Consider the following 19722-nt stretch of genomic DNA (forward strand, 5'->3'; position numbering starts at 1 on the left):
AGGCGAATCGCCGCACCCTAGCGGCCGATCCGCTGGACGAGGCGCACCGCGCGCTTGACCCACGGATTGTCGAAGAGCTTCGGCGCGTAGTAGCTGCCCGCCGCGCGTTTCGACGCCTCCGACAGGGTCGGGTAGGGCAGGACGGTGCCCGTCATCGCGGTCAGCTTCAGCCCGTTGGCCAGCGCCATCGCCCAGGGGGCGATCAGCTCTCCGGCATGGGCGCCGACGATGGTGGCCCCGACAGGCTTGCCGCCCACGGCCATCACCTTGACGAACCCCGTCCGCTGCCCGCTGGCGACGGCGCGGTCGTTCTCGTCGAACCCGGCCCGCAGCACCTTCAGCCTGTCTCCGTGGGCCTCGCGCGCCTGCGCCTCCGTCAGGCCGACCTGGGCGAGCTCGGGGGCGGTGTAGGTGCACCACGGGATGTGGGCGGTGCGGGCCCTGATCGGCAGGCCGAGGCAGGCATTGCGCACGACGAGGCCGCCATGCCAGCCCGCGACATGGGTGAACTGCAATCCCCCCGCCGCGTCGCCGACCGCATAGACCCGCCGGTTGGAGACCGAGCGCAGATCCTCGCCCACCTTCACGCCGCGCCTGTCGTGATCGACCCCGGCGGCGTCGAGGCCGAGATCGGTCACATTGACCGCGCGCCCCACCGCGACGAGCAGATGCGAGCCGGTCACGTCCCCCGCATCGGTATGGACGGTGACCGAGCCGTCCCCGCCCGACACCCGCTCGGCCTTGCGGTTCTCGTGGATCGTCACGCCCTCGTCGCGCAGCGCCCGCAGCACCAGGGCGGCGGCCTCGGGGTCGTCCTTGCCCATCGCGGTCGCGCCCTCGATCACCGTGACCTCGCAGCCGAGGCGACGATGCGCCTGCGCCATCTCCATCCCGATATTGCCGCCGCCGATGATGACGAGGTGGTCCGGGCGCTCGCGCAGGTCGAAGATCGTCTCGTTCGTCAGCGCCTCCACCCGGTCGAGGCCCGGGATCGGCGGCACGAGGGGGGACGAGCCGGTGGCGACCACGAAGCGCCGGGCGCGGACGGTGCGGCCCCCCGCCTCCAGCCGGTCCGGGCCGGTGAAGCGGGCATGGGCGCGGATCACGGTGCAGCCCAGCCCCTCGAACCGCTCCTGCGAATCGACGGGGGCGATGGCGGCGATCACGTCGCGGACATGGTCCTTGGCCGCGCCGAAATCGACCCGCGGCTCGGTGCCGGCGATGCCGAAGCGCGGGCGCCGGACGACCTGCGCCTTCTCGGCGGCGGCGATCAGCGCCTTGGAGGGCACGCAGCCGTAGTTCAGGCAGTCGCCCCCCATCTCGCCGGCCTCGATCAGCACGACGCGGGCCCCCATCTGGACCGCGCCCGCCGCGACGGAGAGGCCGCCGGAGCCGGCGCCGATGACGCAGATGTCGGTCTCGATCTCGGGCAGGGACATCACAGGCCTTTCCGGCCGCGCACGGCCTTGAGCAGGATCGGCAGCGCGGCCAGCGCGCAGAGGCCGAGCAGGGGGAGCAGGATCCGCGGCTCGAAGACCAGGCCCAGATCCGGCGTCTCGCCCGCGGCGAAGACGGCGCCGAGCCCCGCCCCGACCGAGGTGAAGACCAGCGCGCCGGGGATGATGCCGAGAAAGGTCGTCACCGCGAAGGGCAGGAGCGGCACGCCCACCAGCGCGGGGACGAGATTGGCGACGAAGAAGGGCACGGCCGGGACCAGCCGGATCAGGAAGAGCATCGGCCAGAGATTGTCGTCGATCCCCTGCTTGATCCGGCGGACCAGCCCGTCCGAGGCATCCATCCGCCGCGCCAGCCGCTCGCCCGCGCCGAGCCGCGCCGCAAGGAAGATCAGGATCGCGCCGACGGTCGCGCCGAGGACGTTGAAGACCACGCCGGGGAACGTGCCGAAGAGGAAGCCACCGGTCAGCGTCGCGACGGTCGCGCCGGGCAGCGAGAAGGCGACGATCCCGGCATAGGCCGCCATGAAGAGCAGGGCCGTGGCGAGGTAGCGCGAATCGCGGAAGGCGAGCAGCGCCTCGCGGTTCTCGCGCAGGGTCTCGAAGCTCAGGTAGTCGCGGAACCAGACCGCGCCGACCACCGCGATCAGCGCGATGGCGAGGATCGGCAGGCGGCGGCGCCAGGGGGAGGGCGCGGGCGGGGACGGGTCGTGGGTCATCGGTGCCCTCTTGGCCGGAACTGCGACAGGATGACACGCCAGATGGCGCCGGGCCCGGGGCGTTAAAGCGGGATCACGCCGTCTTTATGGGACGGCGCCCGGCCGTAACAAACACCGCCCCCGGTGCGGGTGACCGCGGGCGGCGTGGTTGACAGGTGCCGGCGGCGGCTTTAGAGGGCGGGCTTCGACAGATTTGACCGGGATCCGACGCGCCGCCCCCGGGCGCGCGCGAGGGCCCCGCCCGACGATGGAGACAGGCTCATGAAGCGCACGTTCCAGCCCTCGAACCGGGTCCGCAAGGCCCGTCACGGCTTCCGCGCCCGCATGGCGACCAAGAGCGGCCGCCAGATCATCGCGGCGCGCCGCTCCCGCGGCCGCAAGCGCCTGAGCGCCTGAGCCGCAAACCGGGACATCCCGACGTGATGCCGTCGGCCCTGCCGGACCCCGAGGATCGGGGCGGGGCGGGGCCGGCGGCTTTGGTGCGTCCGGGGGGTGGCCCCGCGGGGCGTGTCCCCGATGCGGCCGTCCCCGATGCGCCCGTCCCCGACATGTCCGTCCCCGACGCAACCGGAGCCGATGCGCGCCGGATCGAGATCCTGCGCAAGCGCGCCGATTTCCTCGCCGCCGCCCGGGCCCTGCGCGCCGGCGCCCCGGCCTTCGGGCTGCAGGCGCGGGCGCGCGCCGACGGCAGCGCGGCGGTGCGCGTCGGCTTCACCTGCAGCAAGAAGGTCGGCAATGCGGTCGCCCGCAACCGCGCCAAGCGCCGCCTGCGCGAGATCGCGCGGCTGGTCCTGCCGGAGGCCGCGCGGCCGGGCTGGGACTACGTGCTGATCGGCCGGCCGGAAACGACCGCCACGCGCGATTTCCGCGCGCTGCAGGACGACCTGCGCCGGGCCCTGCGCAAGGTGCATCCGTGACCCCCGCGGCGCTGCTGCTGTCGCTACCGGTCCACGCCTACCGGTTCCTGCTGTCGCCCTGGGTGGGCCATGGATGCCGCTTCCATCCGACCTGCTCGGCCTACGCGCTGGAGGCGCTGTCGCGCCACGGAGCGCTGCGCGGCGGCTGGCTGGCGCTGCGCCGGATCGGGCGGTGCCATCCCTGGGGCGGGGCCGGCATCGACAACGTGCCCGACTAGCCGGACCCCGGCCGGGCCGGACTTTCGCCTCATGCGGGCAAGTGCCCGGCATCCTTGGTCTTTGTTGCGCAAAGAGCCACAATATCTGGTTAATAGTCCTTTCCTTACGGGAAATCTTCGCTCACATTGCGGCGAGAAGATGTCCTTGCGCGCCCGGGTCGTGCGTGGGGGATCCCGGGGGTGACTGGCAGAGGATGAGAGACGTGGTTCTCGAACAATTCAGGGCGGCCCGTGCCGCGATCGGGGGGCTGGCGGCTGCCGCGGTCACCGTCGCCGCGCTCGCCGTGCCGACTTTCGCATCGGCGCAACAGCAGTACATCCCGGGGATCTGGGTCGATCCCGACGGGTGCGAGCACTGGGTGATGGATGACGGGGCCGAAGGCTTCATGTCGCCGCACCGCCAGCGCGACGGCTCCCCGGTCTGCCACCGGGCCGAGATCTGCGGCGTGATGCCGACCGACCAGCTCTTCGCGACGGACCGCTACAACATCTCGGACGCGAACCGGCAGCGGCTGGCGCAGTTCTTCCAGGGCGCGAATGCCTATGGCTACCTGATCTACGGCCATACCGACAGCCGCGCCTCGGACGAGTACAACATCCGCCTGTCGAACAACCGCGCCGCTGCGGTGGCGCAGGTGGCGCAGTCGGTCGGGGCGAACGTGGTGGACGTGACGGGCTTCGGCGAGCGCCGGCCGCGGGCGACGAACGCCACGGCCGAGGGCATGCAGCAGAACCGCCGCGTCGAAATCTACTGCCTGCGCTGAGGAGGGACATTCCATGAAGATGCTCAAGGCTTTCGCCCTTCTCCCCGTGGCCGCGCTGGTCTCGGCCTGCGAGGTCGGCCCGGACAAGTCGGTCGATTTCGGTCCGGTCGACGGGTCGGGCAACCTGTCGAACATGGTCGCGGGGATCTGGGTCGACCCGAACGGCTGCGACCACTGGATCATCGACGACGGTCTCGAGGGCTACCTGTCCGAGAGGCTGACGCCCGATGGCCGCCCGGTCTGCTCGGGCGTCGGCGCGCCGACCACCGTGGTCGGCCCGTTCCAGAGCACGCAGGGCTTCCCCGACCTGCTCTGATACCGACTGTTCGTCATGCACGGGGGGGCGCGGCACGTGCCGCGACCCCCTTTTTCGTGCCGGCGGGGCCGGGCGGCCGCGGCGAGGCTTGCCCTCCGGCGGGGCAGCGGCCACCTTGAGGGCGTAACGCCAGCCCCGGGAGGCCCTGTTTGGCGACCAGCATCCTGAATGGCGGCCCGGCCGATACCCTCGCCGAGACCGCGCTCGAATTCCCCGACAACTTCCTGCTCATCGACCTCTGCGGCCAGCACGACCGCCACCTCGCCCAGATCGAGGAGGCGCTGTCGGTGCAGATCCTGCGCCGCGGCAACCGGCTGTCGGTGATGGGCGAGCCCGCCTCGCGGCAGGCCGCCGCGCAGGCGCTGCGCGCGCTCTACGCCCGGCTCGAGGCGGGGCGCGAGGTGGGCCCGGCGGATGTCGACCGCGAGCTTCGCATGAACGGCGGCCCGGGCGAGTCGACCGATGCCCGCAAGGCCGAATCACAGCCCGAGCTGTTCAAGGAGGACGGCCGCCGGATCGAGATCCAGACGCGCAAGAAGCTGGTCGAGCCGCGCACCGACGCGCAGAAGGCCTATGTCCGGGCGCTGTTCGACAACGAACTGGCCTTCGGCATCGGCCCCGCCGGCACCGGCAAGACCTATCTCGCCGTCGCGGTCGGCGTGTCGATGTTCCTCTCCGGAAACGTCGACAAGATCCTCCTCTCCCGCCCCGCCGTCGAGGCGGGCGAGAAGCTGGGCTACCTGCCCGGCGACATGAAGGAGAAGGTCGATCCCTACATGCAGCCGCTCTACGACGCGCTGAACGACTTCCTGCCCGGCAAGCAGGTGCAGAAGATGATGGAGGAGAAGGTGATCGAGATCGCGCCGCTCGCCTTCATGCGCGGGCGGACGCTGTCCAATTCCTTCGTCGTGCTGGACGAGGCGCAGAACGCGACCTCGATGCAGATGAAGATGTTCCTCACCCGCCTCGGCGAGGGCAGCCGCATGGTCATCACGGGCGACCGGACGCAGGTCGACCTGCCGCGCGGCGTGCAGTCCGGGCTGCAGGATGCCGAGCGGCTGCTGAAGCACATTCCCAAGATCAGCTTCAACTACTTCACGGCCAAGGACGTGGTGCGCCACCCGCTCGTCGCCGCGATCATCGAGGCCTACGACCGCGACGCCGAACGCTGATCGTTCGGCCCCCGGCAGGACCGGGGGCCGCGCGGGTCACAGCGTGCGGGCCATCGCCTCGAGGCTCGCGAGCGTCTCGTAGCCCTTCTCCAGCGCGCCGTAGCTCATCGCCTCCGCCATCGTCGTGTCGACGAAGGTCATCCGCATCTCGACGCGGGTGCCTTCCCCCTCGGGGGCGAAGGTCACCTCCACATCCGCATGGTGGCGCATGTCGTCGAAGCCGGACAGGCGGTAGGCGAGCCGTCGCTCGGGTTCCATCGCGGTGAAATCGTGGCGGTTGGGGAAACGCTGCCCGAAGCCGGTCATGGTGAAGGCCCAGTGCCCGCCCTCGCGCAGGTCGATGCTCTCGGTCTCGCAGCTGAACCCGTCCGGTCCCCACCATTTGGGCAGCAGGTCCGGGTCGGTCCAGGCCTTCCACACGAGGGCCGGGGGCGCGGCGATCCGCCGGGTGATGCGCCCCTCCCGGTCCGGGGCGGGGCCCCGTTCCGCCGCAGCCGTCTCTCCCAGCTTGTCGGTCGCGCTGCCCCAGCCGGCGAAGAAGCCGCGCGCCTCGTGATCCGCGCGCTTCTCGGGCGAGGCATGGCGGACGAGCACGTCGTAGCGCGTCCCCTCCGGGGCGTCGCCGAAGGTCAGGATCGCGGTGACGAACGGGTCGGGGGCCATGATCCAGCCGGGGCGGAACGCGTCGGTCCAGACCAGCCGGCGGGCCGGCTCCGCCTCGAGCACGACGCCGTTCATGTGGGGTTCGGCCTCGCCCTCCAGGCGCGAGCGGAAGACGCCGCCGGGGCGGGCGTCGATCTCCATCTCGGCGATGGCGGTCGTGCCGGGATAGAACCATTTCGCCAGCAGGCGGGGATCGGTCCAGCAGGCCCAGACGAGGTCGCGCGGGGCGGCGAGCGTGCGTGTGAAGGCGAGGTCGGTGCCGGACGGGTCGGGCGCGGGAATCATCGGGGGCTGTCCTTTGAAAGGGTGGTGACGAGGGCGTCGAGACGGTCGAGGCGGTCGCTCCAGGTGCGGCGCTGCTGCGCCAGCCAGCCCTCCACCGGGTCGAGGGCGGCGGGGACGAGCGCGCAGGTCCGCACGCGCCCGTCCTTGGTCGAGGTGACGAGGCCGGCCGCCTCGAGCCGGCGCAGGTGACCGAGGAAGGAGGGCAGGGCCATGTCGGCGGGCGCGGCCAGCTCGGACACGCTGGCCGGCCCTTCCGCCAGCCGGGCGAGGATCGCCCGGCGCGTCGGATCGCCGAGCGCCGTGAAGAGGGAATCGAGGGCGGGATCATGCTTAGCCATGTTCCTAGGTATTTCCGTCCGACGGGCCGATGCAACGAAAAAGTTAGGAGTACGCCTACCTATTGCCGGCTGGCATTGCCGGACGCCGCCGCTATGCAGGCGGGCATGAGCATCGACATCATCATCGAGCACGCCCCGTGGGAGGGCGTGGACATCGAATCCCTCGCCGAAGCGGCGGAGCGCGCGACGCTCGAACGGCTGGGGCTGGAGCCCTCGATCTTCGAGACCGCGCTGCTGGCCTGCGACGACGCGCGCATCGCGGCGCTGAACGGCGATTTCCGGGACCGGCCGCAGCCGACCAACGTGCTGTCCTGGCCGTCGGAGGAGCGCGGCGCGCAGGTCGAGGGAGAGATGCCGCACCTGCCCCGCTTCGGCGGCGGCCCGCCGGAGGAGCTGGGCGACATCGCCCTCGCCTGGGAGACCTGCGCCCGCGAGTCGGAGGAGGCGGGCCGCCCGGTCGAGGCCCATGTCACGCACCTGATCGTCCACGGACTGCTGCACCTCCTCGGCTTCGACCATGTCCGCGACGGCGATGCGGCGCTCATGGAGGGGCTGGAGACCGAGATCCTTGCGAAGATGGGGGTGCCTGACCCATATGGAGGGGCGTGAACCCGGGGCGCCCCCGCCGCCGGGATGGAAAGGGACGATGGGCGAGAGCAGAGACGACGCGCCGGGCCGGCCGGAACGGGCCGATGGCGACGATTCGGACGGGCAGAGTAGGGGCTTCTTCAGCCGGTTCCTCGAGGCCCTGAACCCGACCGAGGAGGAAGCCGCGCAGATGGCCGCGGGCTCCAGCCCGGTCAGCGCGATCCCGGTGCCGGGCATCCTGAACCTGAGGCGCATGCGGGTCGAGGACGTGTCCGTCCCCGAGGCCGACATCACCGCCGTTCCCGTGACCCTGTCCAAGGACGAACTGGTCGAGGTCTTCCGCGAGAGCGGGATGACCCGGCTGCCGGTCTACGAGGGCACGCTCGATTCCCCGCTCGGCTTCGTGAACCTCAAGGATTTCGCGCTGAAGCACGGCTTCGGCAACGGTTCCGACTTCGATCTGCGCGGGATGCTGCGCCCGCTCCTCTACGTGCCGCCCTCGATGCCGCTGGGGGTGCTGCTGACCAAGATGCAGGCCGAGCGGACGCACATGGCCCTCGTCATCGACGAATACGGCGGCACCGACGGGCTGGTGACGATCGAGGACCTGCTCGAGACCGTGGTGGGCGAGATCGAGGACGAGCACGACATCGACGAGGCGCAGGGCTTCGTCCCCGAGCGGCCGGGCCAGTGGCTCGCCCTCGCCCGGACCCCGCTGGACGAGTTCGAGACCGCGACCGGGCTGAACCTGACGGAGCATGACGAGATCGACGAGGAGGAGGTCGATTCGCTCGGCGGCCTCGTCGTGATGCTGGCCGGGCACGTCCCCGCGCGCGGGGAGGTGATCCGCCATCCCGACGGCCCGGAATTCGAGGTCGTCGACGCCGATCCGCGCCGGATCAAGCGGTTGCGGGTCCGGCTGTCCGGCTCGGCCGCGCGTCCCGCCGAATAGCCGCGTGCGCCCCTGGCTGACCGGCCGCCTCGGCGGCCCGGCGCTGGTCGCCTGGGGCGTCGTGGCCGGGGCGGGGCAGGCGCCCTGGTGGCTTTGGCCGCTCACGCTGCTCGCGCTGGCGCTGGGCTTGCGCGAGGCGGCCGCCGCGCCCTCGGCCCGGGGGGCGGCGGGGCGGATGTGGCTGTTCGGGGCCGGCTATTTCGGCTGGACGCTGCAATGGATCGTCTCGCCCTTCCTCGTCGAGCCGGAGGTCTACGGCTGGATGGCGCCCTTCGCGCTGATCCTGTCGGCGGGCGGATTCGCCCTGTTCTGGGGGGCCGCCGGGTGGCTGGGCCGGTCGGGCGCCGGGGCGGGCCGGCCGGCGATCTGGGCCGTCGCGGCCCTGCTGGGCCTGGCGGAGGCGGCGCGCTCGCTCGTCCTGACGGGCTTTCCCTGGGCGATGCTCGGCCATGTGTGGATCGATACCGGCGCGGCGCGACTGGCCGCGCTGGGGGGGCCGCACCTGCTGACGGCGCTGACGCTGCTCGGCGCGGCGTCCCTCGCCAGCGCCCTTGCCGCCGGGCCGGGGCGGGGGAGGTCGCGCCCCGGTTGGCTGGTCCCGGCGGCCCTGCCGGTCCTCGCCGCCCTGCTGCCGCTGCCGGACGGACCGGCCCCGGCAGCGGAGGCGCCGCTGGTCCGGATCGTCCAGCCCAACGTGCCGCAGGACGAGAAATGGTCGGGCGACGTGGCGGCGCAGCGCCTCGCCGATCTGCAGCGCCTGGGGCGGGGCAGCGGGGCGGATCCGGTCCCGGCGGACCTCGTCGTCTGGCCCGAGACCGCGCTGCCCTGGCCCATCGACCTGGCCGCGGCCGAGGATCTGAAACCGCTCGTCCGGGGCCTCGGCGACGCGACGCTCGTCACCGGGCTGCTGCGCTGGCAGGACGGCGTCTACTACAACTCGCTCCTGTCGCTGGATCCGGGCGGGACCGTCCGCGACGTCTACGACAAGGTGCATCTCGTGCCCTTCGGCGAATACGTGCCCCTGGGCGAGCTGGCGGCGCGGCTGGGGATCCGCGGACTCGCCGCGCGGGACGGCGGCGGATTCGCGGCGGGCGGCGCGGCGGCCGCGATCGAGCTCGACGGTATCGGCACCGCGCGGCCGCTGATCTGCTACGAGGGCATCTTCGCCGAGGAGGTGGGCCTGCCCGGCGCCGCGCCGCGGCTGCTGCTTCTCGTCACCAACGACGCCTGGTTCGGCACCCGGGCCGGTCCGCAGCAGCACCTGGCTCAGGCCCGGCTGCGCGCGATCGAACAGGGCGTGCCGCTGGTGCGCGCGGCCAATACCGGCATCTCGGCGATGATCGACGCGCGGGGCCGGATCACCGCAAGCCTGCCGCTGGGCGTGCAGGGCGCGCTGGACGCGCCGCTTCCCCCCGCCCTGGCGCCGCCGCCCTATGCGCGGTGGGGCGACGGGCCGGCCCTGCTGCTGATGGTCCTGGCGGCCGCGGGGGCGATTGCCGTTGACCGCGGGGTCCGCCGGGCATAGCGAGGCGCGATTGCATGTACCGTCACAACGGCTTCCTGGCGTGGCGGGTCAGACCGAATGGAGCATCCCCATGGCACGGCAGGACTACATCTTCACCTCGGAATCGGTTTCCGAGGGGCATCCCGACAAGGTGTGCGACCGCATCTCGGACTCGATCCTCGACGCCCTCCTCGCCGAGGAGCCCGAGGCGCGCGTCGCCTGCGAGACCTTCGCCACGACGAACCGCGTGGTCATCGGCGGCGAGATCGGCCTCGCCGACCAGTCGAAGCTGGCCGAGAAGATGGCCGCCGTGCCCGACATCGCCCGCGCCGCGATCCGCGACATCGGCTACGAGCAGGACAAGTTCCACCACGCCACCTGCGAGATCACCAACCTGCTGCACGAGCAGTCGGCGCATATCGCGCAGGGCGTGAACGCGCGCGACGACAAGGACGAGGGCGCGGGCGACCAGGGGATCATGTTCGGCTACGCCACGAACGAGACGCCCGAGCTGATGCCGGCGCCGATCCTCTACGCCCATGGCATTCTCAAGCGGCTGGCCGAGGCGCGCAAGTCCGGCGCCGAGCCGACGCTGCGCCCCGACGCCAAGAGCCAGATCTCGGTCCGCTACGAGGGCGGCAAGCCGGTCGGCGTGACCTCGATCGTGCTCTCGACCCAGCACGAGCGCGAGGACCAGACCAGCGCCGACATCCGCGCCATCGTCGAGCCCTATATCCGCGAGGTCCTGCCCGAGGGCTGGATCGACGACGCGACCGAATGGTGGGTGAACCCGACCGGGGTCTTCGTGATCGGCGGTCCCGACGGGGATGCGGGCCTGACGGGCCGCAAGATCATCGTCGACACCTATGGCGGCGCGGCGCCGCACGGGGGCGGGGCCTTCTCGGGCAAGGATCCGACCAAGGTCGACCGCTCGGCCGCCTATGCCGCGCGCTACCTCGCCAAGAACGTGGTCGCGTCGGGCATGGCCGAGCGCTGCACGATCCAGCTGAGCTACGCGATCGGGGTGGCGCGGCCGCTCTCGATCTATGCCGATACCCACGGCACCGGCGACGTGCATGCGCGCGAGATCGAGGGCGCCATCGCGCGGGCCATGGACCTGACCCCGCGCGGCATCCGCGAGCACCTCTCTCTGAACCGCCCGATCTATGCCCGCACCGCCGCCTACGGCCATTTCGGCCGCGATCCCGAGGCCGATGGCGGCTTTTCCTGGGAGCGGACGGATCTGGTCGAGGCGCTGAAGCGCGAGGTCTGAGGCGCGGGATCCGGCGGGCCGGCGCTCGCGCTGACGCGCCTCGCCCCGCCCACCGTCCCGCAAGCCGTCCCGCAAGCCGTCCCGCGGACGGTCCTGCGGGGCCCGGGGGCCCCGGGGGCGGCGGCGGCGCGGGCGGATGGTGCGGACGGTATTTGCGACCCTGCGAAGGGGGCAGGGCGGTTCCCCGATCCCGAGGGGAGCGGCCGGTCCGGCGGGGCCGCGCCCTTGCCCCGGACGCGCCGGACGGGGTAGGGCGCGCGCCATGAACGAGGACAGGCATCGAAGCGGCGCCCCCTGGCGCAATTTCCACGGGCGGCTGAAGGGCAAGGCCCTGCGGCCGCGGCAGGAGGAGATGCTGCGCGACGATCTCGGCGCGCTCTCGCCCGGGGCCGTGTCCTGGGACGAGAATCCCGGCCGCGCGCCGCTGGATCTCGGCGCGCGGTTTCCGGGGCGGGAGGAGGTCTGGCTCGAGATCGGCTTCGGCGGCGGCGAGCACATGGTGGCGATGGCCGCGGCCCATCCGCAGGTCGCGCTGATCGGGGCGGAGCCCTACATCAACGGCGTCGCGATGCTGCTGGGCAAGATCCGGGATGCGGGGGTCGACAACGTCGCGGTGCATCCGGGCGACGTGCGCGATCTGTTCGACGTGCTGCCGGAGGCGTCGATCTCGCGCGCCTTCCTGAACTATCCCGATCCCTGGCCGAAGGCGCGGCACCACAAGCGGCGCTTCGTGACGGCGGGCCATCTGCAGCCGCTCTACCGGGTGCTCAGGCCGGGGGCGCTGTTCCGCGTGGCGACGGATATCGAGGATTACGTGCGCCAGACGCTGGAGGAGGTGCCGGCGGCCGGGTTCGAGCGGGTACCGCAGGACATCCACCGGGCCTGGCCCGACTGGCCCGGCACCCGCTACGAGGCAAAGGCGCTGCGCGAGGGGCGGCCTCCCCATTACCTGACCTTCCGCAAGCCGGCGGCGGCGGAATGAGCCGCCGGGGCTGACCCGCCCCGCCGGTTCCGGATCCCGGGCCGGCCGTCGGACCCGCGCCCTGCGCCTCCGGTGCCGCCCGTCCCGCCCGTCGCCGACCGGGCCCGATCCCGGCCCCCGATCCCGGCCCCCGATGGACCCCGGGGCGCGGCTCGGCTAGACCCCGAGGCCGTAACGAGACGGAGCGACGCCCATGTCCGGCCACGGCCAGCCCATCCCGATGACCTCCCGCAAGGGGCCGGCCCTGCGGGGCGAGGCGCATGTACCGGGGGACAAGTCGATCTCGCACCGGTCGCTGATCCTCGGCGCGCTGTCGGTCGGCGAGACGCGGGTGACGGGCCTGCTCGAGGGGCAGGACGTGCTGGATACCGGCGCGGCGATGCGGGCCTTCGGCGCCGAGGTGACGCGGCACGGGGACGGCGCGTGGAGCGTGCACGGCGTCGGGGTGGGCGGCTTCGGCGAGCCTGCCCAGGTGATCGATTGCGGCAATTCGGGCACCGGGGTCCGCCTCATCATGGGGGCGATGGCGACGACGCCGATCGCCGCCACCTTCACCGGGGATGCCTCGCTGAACGGGCGGCCGATGGGGCGGGTGACCGATCCGCTGGCCCTGTTCGGCGCGCGCGCCTACGGGCGGGCCGGCGGGCGGCTGCCGATGACGCTGGTCGGCGCCGCCGATCCGGTGCCGGTGCGCTACGCGCTGCCCGTGCCGTCGGCGCAGGTGAAGTCGGCGGTGCTGCTGGCCGGGCTGAACGCGCCGGGCGAGACCGTGGTGATCGAGCCCGAGGCGACGCGCGACCATACCGAGCGGATGCTGGCGGGATTCGGTGCGGAAGTGGCGGTCGAGACCGGGCCGGAGGGCCGTATCATCACGCTGAAGGGCCAGCCGGAGCTGCGGCCGCAGACCATCGCGGTGCCGCGCGATCCCTCTTCGGCCGCCTTTCCGGTCTGCGCGGCGCTGCTGGCCGAGGGGTCGGACGTGCTGGTGCCGAACATCGGGCTCAACCCGACCCGGGCGGGGCTGTTCACGACTTTGCGGGAGATGGGCGCGGACCTGACCTACGAGAACGAGCGCGAGGAGGGGGGCGAGCCGGTCGCCGACCTGCGGGCGCGCTTCTCGCCGGAGATGGAGGGGATCGAGGTGCCACCCGAGCGCGCGGCCTCGATGATCGACGAATATCCGGTCCTGTCCGTCGTCGCGGCCTTTGCCCGCGGGCGGACGGCGATGCGCGGCGTCAGGGAGCTGCGCGTGAAGGAGAGCGACCGGATCGACGCGATGGCGAAGGGGCTGCGGGCCGCGGGGATCGAGGTCGAGGAGGGGCCGGACTGGTGGATCGTCCACGGGCGCGGCCATGGCGACGTGCCGGGGGGCGTGACCGTCGAGAGCCGGCTCGACCACCGGATCGCGATGTCCTTCCTCGTGATGGGCCTCGCCACCGAGAAGCCTATGGGCGTGGACGACGGCGGGCCGATCGCGACCTCCTTCCCGGCCTTCGAGGGGCTGATGGCGGGCCTCGGCGCGCAGATCGTGCGGGCGAACCGATGAGGGCGCTGATCCTCGCCGCCGGGCTGGCCGCGCTGGGCTGCTTCCTCGTCCTCGTCTGGGTGACGGTGACGGGGCTGATGCCCGATGCGGGCGGGCTGCGGCCCTTCGACCTGCGCCCGCTCGGCTACGACCTCGCCACAGCGACCGCCTATCTGCAGGCGCTGAGCGAGGAGGGGCGCGCCACCTTCCGCACCACGCTCGCCACCTGGGACACGGCCTTTCCGGTCGCGCTGACGGCCTTCCTCGCCCTGCTCTGCCTGCGGCGGGGCGGGCGGCTGGGCTGGTTGGGGGCGCTGGTCGCGCTGGTCTATGGCGGGGTCGACCTGGCCGAGAACGCGGCGGTGCTGCGGCTGGTCGAGGGGCCGGTGCCGCCCGACCCGCTGACGGTCACCGGCGCCTCGGTCCTGACGATGGCGAAGTTCGCGGCCCTGCTGCTGGCCTGCCTGATCTACCTTCTGGCGCGGGGGACGCGGCGATGATCTTCACCGTGGCGGTGGACGGGCCCGCGGCGGCGGGCAAGGGCACGATCTCGAAGCGGCTGGCGGCGGAGCTGGGGCTCGCGCATCTCGATACCGGGCTTCTCTACCGCGCGGTCGGGGCGCGGGTCCTGGGCGGCGAGGAGGCGGCGGCGGCGGCGCGGGGGCTGGTTCCCGCCGACCTAGATCGGCCGGGCCTGCGGCAGCCCGCCATCGCCGACGCCGCCAGCCGCGTCGCGGCCCTGCCCGAGGTGCGCCGCGCGCTGCTGGAGTTCCAGCGTGCCTTCGCCCGGCGCGAGGGCGGGGCGGTCCTCGACGGGCGGGATATCGGGACGGTGATCTGCCCGGAGGCGGAGGCCAAGCTCTACGTCACCGCCAGCGCCGAGGCGCGGGCCGCGCGGCGCCATGCCGAGCAGGTGGCGGCGGGGGAGGCCCAGCCCCTCGAGGCCGTGCTGGCCGAGGTTGTGGCGCGGGACGCGCGCGATACCGGGCGGGCCGATGCGCCGATGCGCGCCGCCGCGGATGCCGTCGTGATCGACACGACCGATCTGGGGATCGAGGAGGCGGTGGCCCGCGCTCTGGAGATCGTGCGCGGACGTCTCTGAGCGCGCCGGACCGGCCGGGTCAGAGCCAGGTGCGCGAGGGCTGGCGCTCCGGCGGGTCGAAATGCGGGGTCGCGTTGAACTGCGCGAGATGGGTGCCCCCCGCCCGCACCCGGAAGCGGTGGATCGAGGTGTTGTGGATCGGCAGCAGCACCCGGGCCAGCCGGTCCGCATCGAGGCCGAGCGCGAGCCGCAGCGCCATCGCGATGACCCCGCCCGAGGTCACGCAGAGCACGCGACGTCCGGGCTGCGCCGCCTCGTCCAGTACGGCCGCGACCCGCGCCTCGAAGGCGGCGAAGGGTTCGGTCCCCTCGATCTCGGCGAGGTGCCAGGCGTTGAAGGTCGCGACGACGTGGTCGGGCCATTCGTCTGGCCCCGGCGGGGCGAGACCGTGCCGCACCTGCATGTCCCGGGCGAGGGCGAAGTAGTCGAGCTCGTTCAGGCGGTCGTCCGAGCTTCCCTCCACCCCCATCGCGGCGGCGGTCTCGAGATGGCGGCGCATCGTGCCGGTATGGACGGTGTCGAAGGGCGCGTCATGCGCGCGCAGCCACTCGCCCAGCCAGCCCGCCTGGCGGTGGCCGAGTTCGGACAGGCGGTCGTACTCCGCCTCGGACGTGGCGCCGGAATTGGCCTGGCCGTGCCGGACGAGGACGATCTCCCCCATCGGCGTCTCCCCTGTAGCACCCGCCTTGGGGCGGCGGGCCCCCGGCCTGTCGCATGGCCGGCGCCGGGGGTAAAGGCGGCGGCCGGCCGCCCCGCGGGGGGCGGGCCTTGCCAGGCGGGGCGGGCTTGCGTATATCGCGCCCGTCGAAGCGGCGGGACAGCCGTGGACCCGGGGTGTCGCGCAGGGTCGGTCGCAAGCCGGCCCTTTGTCGTTGTCCGGGGTCCGCCAATCCGCGGATTCGTCCAATTCATTCCCAAGACCGGCGGAGACAACCGCCCGGCCCGAAAACCGTTGCAAAGGATACACCCCAGCACATGGCCAAAGACGCCACCATGGAGGATTTCGAAGCCCTCCTGAACGAAAGCTTCGATATCGACACGCCGCAGGAAGGCACTGTCGTCAAGGGAAAGGTCATCGCCATCGAGGCGGGCCAGGCCATCATCGATGTCGGCTACAAGATGGAAGGCCGCGTCGATCTCAAGGAATTCGCGAATCCCGGCGAGACGTCCGACCTGCAGGTCGGCGACGAGGTGGAAGTCTATCTCCGCGCCGCCGAGAACGCCCGCGGCGAGGCCGTCGTCAGCCGCGAGATGGCGCGCCGTGAAGAGGCGTGGGACCGTCTCGAGAAGGCCTATGCCGACGAGGAGCGCGTCGAGGGCGCGATCTTCAACCGCGTCAAGGGCGGCTTCACCGTCGATCTCGGCGGCGCCGTGGCCTTCCTGCCCGGCAGCCAGGTCGATGTGCGCCCCGTGCGCGACGCCGGCCCGCTCATGGGCCTCAAGCAGCCCTTCCAGATCCTCAAGATGGACCGCCGCCGCGGCAACATCGTGGTCTCGCGCCGCGCCATCCTGGAAGAATCCCGCGCCGAGCAGCGCGCCGAGGTGATCTCGAACCTCTCCGAGGGTCAGGTCGTCGACGGCGTGGTCAAGAACATCACCGAATACGGCGCCTTCGTCGATCTCGGCGGTGTGGACGGCCTGCTGCACGTCACCGACATGGCCTGGCGCCGCGTCAACCACCCCTCCGAGATCCTGTCGATCGGCGAGACCATCAAGGTCCAGGTCATCAAGATCAACAAGGAGACCCACCGCATCTCCCTCGGCATGAAGCAGCTGCAGGAAGATCCGTGGGACGCGGTGGAGCGGAAGTACGATCTCGGCTCCGTCCATACCGGCCGCGTGACGAACATCACCGATTACGGTGCCTTCGTCGAGCTGGAGCCCGGCGTCGAGGGTCTGGTCCATGTCAGCGAGATGAGCTGGACCAAGAAGAACGTGCATCCCGGCAAGATCGTCTCCACCTCGCAGGAGGTGGACGTCATGGTGCTCGAGATCGACAGCGCCAAGCGCCGCGTGTCGCTCGGCCTCAAGCAGACGATGCGCAACCCGTGGGAGGTCTTTGCCGAGACCCATCCCGAGGGGACCGTGGTCGAGGGCGAGGTCAAGAACATCACCGAGTTCGGCCTGTTCGTCGGCCTGCCCGGCGATATCGACGGCATGGTGCACCTCTCCGACCTCAGCTGGGACCAGCGCGGGGAAGAGGCGATCCAGGACTACCGCAAGGGCGACATCGTCAAGGCCAAGGTGCTGGAGACCGACATCGAGAAGGAGCGCATCTCGCTCTCGATCAAGACGGTCGACGGCGACCCCTTCGCCGACGCGATCGGCGGCGTGAAGCGCGGCTCGATCATCACCGTCGAGGTGACCAAGATCGAGGATGGCGGCATCGAGGTGGAATACGAGGGCATGAAGTCCTTCATCCGCCGCTCCGACCTGTCGCGTGACCGGGCCGAGCAGCGCCCCGAGCGCTTCGGCGTCGGCGACAAAGTCGATGTCCGGGTGACCAATGTCGACAGCAAGAGCCACAAGCTGGGCCTGTCGATCAAGGCGCGCGAGATCGCGGAAGAGAAGGAAGCGGTCGAGCAGTACGGCTCCTCCGATTCCGGCGCCTCGCTGGGCGACATCCTCGGCGCGGCCCTGCGCGGCAACGACGACTGACGACTGACGGGGGGCGGGCTTCGGCCCGCGTCTCCGGCGATCTTCGGCCCGCCCCGTCACCAGGACGGGGCGGGCCTTTTCTTTCGGATCGGCCGGGGCGACCGCCGGGTCGGCTTACGAGGAACCCTTTGTTGCGCAAGGGGGTGTCTCGGGCGGCGAGCCCCGGCCATCTGGGGCAGGATCCAGGACAGTGCCGGCAGCGCCCCCGCACAGCTGGACTCCCGGCCCGTCCCCTCGGGCGGCGGGTCCGGCGCTGGGCGGGGCAGGGACGGGGTGGCGCGCTCGCGCGAGCGCGCCGACCCGAGCCTGACCCGCCTGCCGGCGAGCCGGACGATCCCGGATAAGCTGCCGGGGTGAAAAACTCCTGTTTCGGGTAGGGCGGCGCTCGCCTATAGTCGGGGGCGTTGCCAGATGACCGAGAATGACGGGGGGACGCGGATGATCCGGTCGGAACTCATCCAGAAGATCGCGGACGACAATCCGCATCTCTACCAGCGCGACGTCGAGAAGATCGTGAACACCGTGTTCGACAGCATCGTCGGCGCCCTGGCCGAGGGCAAGCGGGTCGAGCTGCGCGGTTTCGGCGCCTTCTCGGTCAAGAAGCGCGACGGGCGGGTCGGACGGAACCCGCGCACCGGCGAAGCCGTAGACGTCGAAGAGAAACACGTCCCGTTCTTCAAGACCGGCAAGCTGCTGCGCGACCGGTTGAACGGCAACCAGGAAGTCTGATGCGCCTGATCCGGATCCTGTTCTGGGGCCTCGTCGCCCTCTGCCTCATCGTCCTCGGCATCGCGAATCGCGACATCGTCACGCTGCAGGCGCTGCCGACCCCGCTGGCCGGCCTGTTCGGCGTGTCCCCCGACATCGCCATGCCGCTCTTCGTCGTGATCCTGCTGGGCGTCGCGCTCGGCCTGCTGATCGGCTTCGTCTGGGAATGGCTGCGCGAGCACAAGCACCGGTCCGAGGTGCGGGCGAGGCGCAAGGAGGTCGTCCGGCTGGAGCGCGAGGTCGGCCGCCTGAGGTCCGAGAAGCACGAGGGGCAGGACGACGTCCTGGCCCTGCTCGACGCGCAGGGCGCCCGCCGCTGACGACGCGGGGCGCGGCTAGATCTTCAGCCGCGCGCCGCCCTCGCAATAGGTCGAGGCCCATTCTTTCAGCGGGGCGAGGCCATCCTCGGTCAGGCTGTAGAACGTCTCGCGGCCGGCGCTGCGGGCATTGACCAGCCCGGCGGCGCGCAGCCGCGCGAGGTGGCGCGAGACCGCAGGCTGCGAGATCGGCACCCGGTCTGCGAGATTGTGGACCGCGACTTCCCCCTCGTCGCGCAGCCGCTCGATCATCGACCGGCGAATCGGGTCCGAGAGAAGGCGGAACAGCGTGTCGGTCGAGGGGGTCATGGTCCGGAATCCCGGGGTTCGGATCTCTGCCTCCCAAACTATCCACGTGGCGGCATAGTTCCGGCCCACGCGCGCGCGGGGCGCCGGGGATCGGCGTCCGCCGGACCGGGCCCCCGCTCGCATCGGGCCTCGCGGGGGGCCAGGATCCGGTCCGCCGCGGGCGCTTGAACCCGGTCCCGCGCCGGTCTAGGCGGGGTGAATGGCGGCTCGGGTCAAGATCTGCGGCGTGACGACGGAAGGCGCTGTCCAAGCGGCGGCCGAGGCCGGCGCCGCCTATCTGGGATTCAACTTCTTTCCCCGCTCGCCCCGCTACGCCGCGCCGCCGCTCGCCCGCGATCTCGCGCTCGAGGCGCCGCCCGGCATCGCCAAGGTCGGGCTCGTCGTCGATGCGGAGGATGCCGTTCTTGACGGGATCGTCGAGACGGTGCCGCTCGACATCCTGCAACTGCACGGCCGCGAGAGCCCGGCCCGCGTGCGCGAGGTGCGCGCCCGCTACGGCCTGCCGGTGATGAAGGTGATCGGCGTCGCGGGACCCGGGGATCTGGCCGCGATCGATGCGCATGCCGGGGTCGCCGACATGATCCTCGTCGATGCCAAGGCGCCGAAAGGCGCCGTCCTGCCCGGCGGGAACGGCGTGGCCTTCGACTGGCGGCTGATCGCGGGCCGGCGCTGGCCGGTGCCGTGGATGCTGGCGGGGGGCCTGAATCCGGAGAACGTGGCCGAGGCGATCCGGCTGACCGGCGCCCGGCAGGTCGACGTGTCCTCGGGCGTCGAAAGCGCGCCGGGCACCAAGGATGACGCGCTGATCCGGGCCTTCGTGACCGCTGCGGGCGAGGTCCGCGATCGGCGTCCTCCCGCCGACGTGATCGACCCGGACTGAACCATTCCCCCGGTCACC

General features: G+C 72.0%; 24 protein-coding genes and 1 riboswitch. Of the genes, 18 read left to right on the plus strand and 6 right to left on the minus strand.

Translation table 11 applies throughout. The features are described from left to right. Positions 1 to 17: 17 nt before the first annotated feature. Positions 18 to 1433 carry a dihydrolipoyl dehydrogenase family protein gene (locus BUE30_RS08930; RefSeq protein ID WP_139300540.1) on the minus strand — a complete coding sequence of 472 codons (1416 nt, stop codon included), beginning with the start codon at positions 1431 to 1433 and terminating at the stop codon, positions 18 to 20. 5 nt (positions 1434 to 1438) lie between these two features. After that, the gene (locus BUE30_RS08935; RefSeq protein WP_073328860.1) at positions 1439 to 2173 is read right to left on the minus strand and encodes a TVP38/TMEM64 family protein; all 735 of its coding nucleotides are present in this window, start codon (positions 2171 to 2173) and stop codon (positions 1439 to 1441) included. Between the two features lie 261 nt (positions 2174 to 2434). On the opposite strand from BUE30_RS08935, the gene rpmH reads away from it, so the two are divergent. The 6 genes from rpmH to BUE30_RS08965 all read left to right on the plus strand — a co-directional run bounded on the left by rpmH (position 2435) and on the right by BUE30_RS08965 (position 5560). Continuing rightward, positions 2435 to 2569 (plus strand): 50S ribosomal protein L34, encoded by a 135-nt coding sequence (gene rpmH, locus BUE30_RS08940; RefSeq protein WP_073328865.1) that lies wholly within the window; start codon positions 2435 to 2437, stop codon positions 2567 to 2569. A gap of 152 nt (positions 2570 to 2721) precedes the next feature. Next, positions 2722 to 3090, plus strand: coding sequence for a ribonuclease P protein component (rnpA, locus tag BUE30_RS08945; protein WP_073328868.1), 369 nt, complete (start codon positions 2722 to 2724; stop codon positions 3088 to 3090). Further along, positions 3087 to 3308 (plus strand): membrane protein insertion efficiency factor YidD, encoded by a 222-nt coding sequence (gene yidD / locus BUE30_RS08950; protein WP_073328871.1) that lies wholly within the window; start codon positions 3087 to 3089, stop codon positions 3306 to 3308. Before rnpA ends, yidD begins: the two co-directional genes overlap by 4 nt. Before the next feature lie 194 nt (positions 3309 to 3502). Further along, positions 3503 to 4072 carry an OmpA family protein gene (locus BUE30_RS08955; RefSeq protein ID WP_073328875.1) on the plus strand — a complete coding sequence of 190 codons (570 nt, stop codon included), beginning with the start codon at positions 3503 to 3505 and terminating at the stop codon, positions 4070 to 4072. Between the two features lie 13 nt (positions 4073 to 4085). Beyond that, the gene (locus tag BUE30_RS08960; RefSeq protein WP_073328879.1) at positions 4086 to 4388 is read left to right on the plus strand and encodes a hypothetical protein; all 303 of its coding nucleotides are present in this window, start codon (positions 4086 to 4088) and stop codon (positions 4386 to 4388) included. 149 nt (positions 4389 to 4537) lie between these two features. Further along, complete coding sequence (locus BUE30_RS08965; RefSeq protein WP_073328883.1) at positions 4538 to 5560, plus strand: PhoH family protein; 1023 nt, start codon at positions 4538 to 4540, stop codon at positions 5558 to 5560. A gap of 36 nt (positions 5561 to 5596) precedes the next feature. Here BUE30_RS08965 and BUE30_RS08970 read toward each other — a convergent pair whose 3' ends face one another. After that, positions 5597 to 6508 carry an SRPBCC domain-containing protein gene (locus tag BUE30_RS08970; RefSeq protein WP_073328888.1) on the minus strand — a complete coding sequence of 304 codons (912 nt, stop codon included), beginning with the start codon at positions 6506 to 6508 and terminating at the stop codon, positions 5597 to 5599. Further along, positions 6505 to 6846 carry an ArsR/SmtB family transcription factor gene (locus tag BUE30_RS08975; RefSeq protein ID WP_073328892.1) on the minus strand — a complete coding sequence of 114 codons (342 nt, stop codon included), beginning with the start codon at positions 6844 to 6846 and terminating at the stop codon, positions 6505 to 6507. Before BUE30_RS08975 ends, BUE30_RS08970 begins: the two co-directional genes overlap by 4 nt. Positions 6847 to 6951: 105 nt before the next feature. Between BUE30_RS08975 and ybeY the strand changes: the two genes are divergently transcribed. From ybeY to BUE30_RS09015, 8 genes are all read left to right on the plus strand, one after another. Then, complete coding sequence (gene ybeY, locus BUE30_RS08980; RefSeq protein WP_073330213.1) at positions 6952 to 7455, plus strand: rRNA maturation RNase YbeY; 504 nt, start codon at positions 6952 to 6954, stop codon at positions 7453 to 7455. A gap of 37 nt (positions 7456 to 7492) precedes the next feature. Next, entirely contained in the window at positions 7493 to 8386 is an 894-nt protein-coding gene (locus tag BUE30_RS08985) for a hemolysin family protein (RefSeq protein ID WP_073328896.1), read from the plus strand. A 4-nt stretch (positions 8387 to 8390) separates the two neighbouring features. Beyond that, positions 8391 to 9911: an apolipoprotein N-acyltransferase gene (lnt, locus tag BUE30_RS08990; protein WP_073328901.1), complete on the plus strand. Its 1521-nt coding sequence runs from the start codon at positions 8391 to 8393 to the stop codon at positions 9909 to 9911. Positions 9912 to 9927: 16 nt separating this feature from the next. Then, positions 9928 to 9976, plus strand: a riboswitch (SAM-SAH riboswitch). 5 nt (positions 9977 to 9981) lie between these two features. Continuing rightward, on the plus strand, positions 9982 to 11163 hold the full coding sequence (gene metK / locus BUE30_RS08995; RefSeq protein ID WP_073328905.1) for a methionine adenosyltransferase: 1182 nt from the start codon (positions 9982 to 9984) through the stop codon (positions 11161 to 11163). 262 nt (positions 11164 to 11425) lie between these two features. Continuing rightward, positions 11426 to 12145: a tRNA (guanine(46)-N(7))-methyltransferase TrmB gene (gene trmB, locus BUE30_RS09000; RefSeq protein ID WP_073328909.1), complete on the plus strand. Its 720-nt coding sequence runs from the start codon at positions 11426 to 11428 to the stop codon at positions 12143 to 12145. A gap of 193 nt (positions 12146 to 12338) precedes the next feature. After that, a complete protein-coding gene (gene aroA, locus BUE30_RS09005; protein WP_073328913.1) occupies positions 12339 to 13691 on the plus strand; it encodes a 3-phosphoshikimate 1-carboxyvinyltransferase in 1353 nt (450 codons plus the stop codon). After that, positions 13688 to 14170 (plus strand): hypothetical protein, encoded by a 483-nt coding sequence (locus BUE30_RS09010; protein WP_073328918.1) that lies wholly within the window; start codon positions 13688 to 13690, stop codon positions 14168 to 14170. The genes aroA and BUE30_RS09010 overlap by 4 nt, the downstream gene beginning before the upstream one ends. Then, the gene (locus BUE30_RS09015; protein ID WP_073328922.1) at positions 14167 to 14772 is read left to right on the plus strand and encodes a (d)CMP kinase; all 606 of its coding nucleotides are present in this window, start codon (positions 14167 to 14169) and stop codon (positions 14770 to 14772) included. Before BUE30_RS09010 ends, BUE30_RS09015 begins: the two co-directional genes overlap by 4 nt. 19 nt (positions 14773 to 14791) lie before the next feature. On the opposite strand, the gene BUE30_RS09020 is transcribed toward BUE30_RS09015, so the two are convergent. Next, positions 14792 to 15433, minus strand: a complete 642-nt coding sequence (locus BUE30_RS09020) for a histidine phosphatase family protein (protein WP_073328926.1) — start codon at positions 15431 to 15433, stop codon at positions 14792 to 14794. Between the two features lie 314 nt (positions 15434 to 15747). On the opposite strand from BUE30_RS09020, the gene rpsA reads away from it, so the two are divergent. The 3 genes from rpsA (at position 15748) to BUE30_RS09035 (ending at position 18518) form a co-directional block, all read left to right on the plus strand. Further along, positions 15748 to 17430 (plus strand): 30S ribosomal protein S1, encoded by a 1683-nt coding sequence (gene rpsA / locus BUE30_RS09025; protein WP_073328931.1) that lies wholly within the window; start codon positions 15748 to 15750, stop codon positions 17428 to 17430. A gap of 438 nt (positions 17431 to 17868) precedes the next feature. After that, positions 17869 to 18159: an integration host factor subunit beta gene (ihfB, locus tag BUE30_RS09030; protein WP_073330216.1), complete on the plus strand. Its 291-nt coding sequence runs from the start codon at positions 17869 to 17871 to the stop codon at positions 18157 to 18159. Then, complete coding sequence (locus BUE30_RS09035) at positions 18159 to 18518, plus strand: lipopolysaccharide assembly protein LapA domain-containing protein (protein WP_073328936.1); 360 nt, start codon at positions 18159 to 18161, stop codon at positions 18516 to 18518. Before ihfB ends, BUE30_RS09035 begins: the two co-directional genes overlap by 1 nt. Before the next feature lie 15 nt (positions 18519 to 18533). On the opposite strand, the gene BUE30_RS09040 is transcribed toward BUE30_RS09035, so the two are convergent. After that, positions 18534 to 18824: an ArsR/SmtB family transcription factor gene (locus BUE30_RS09040; RefSeq protein ID WP_073328941.1), complete on the minus strand. Its 291-nt coding sequence runs from the start codon at positions 18822 to 18824 to the stop codon at positions 18534 to 18536. A 199-nt stretch (positions 18825 to 19023) separates the two neighbouring features. On the opposite strand from BUE30_RS09040, the gene BUE30_RS09045 reads away from it, so the two are divergent. After that, positions 19024 to 19704 carry a phosphoribosylanthranilate isomerase gene (locus BUE30_RS09045; RefSeq protein WP_073328945.1) on the plus strand — a complete coding sequence of 227 codons (681 nt, stop codon included), beginning with the start codon at positions 19024 to 19026 and terminating at the stop codon, positions 19702 to 19704. Positions 19705 to 19722 lie beyond the last annotated feature (18 nt).

Source organism: Wenxinia saemankumensis, from assembly GCF_900141735.1.
Taxonomy (GTDB): domain Bacteria; phylum Pseudomonadota; class Alphaproteobacteria; order Rhodobacterales; family Rhodobacteraceae; genus Wenxinia; species Wenxinia saemankumensis.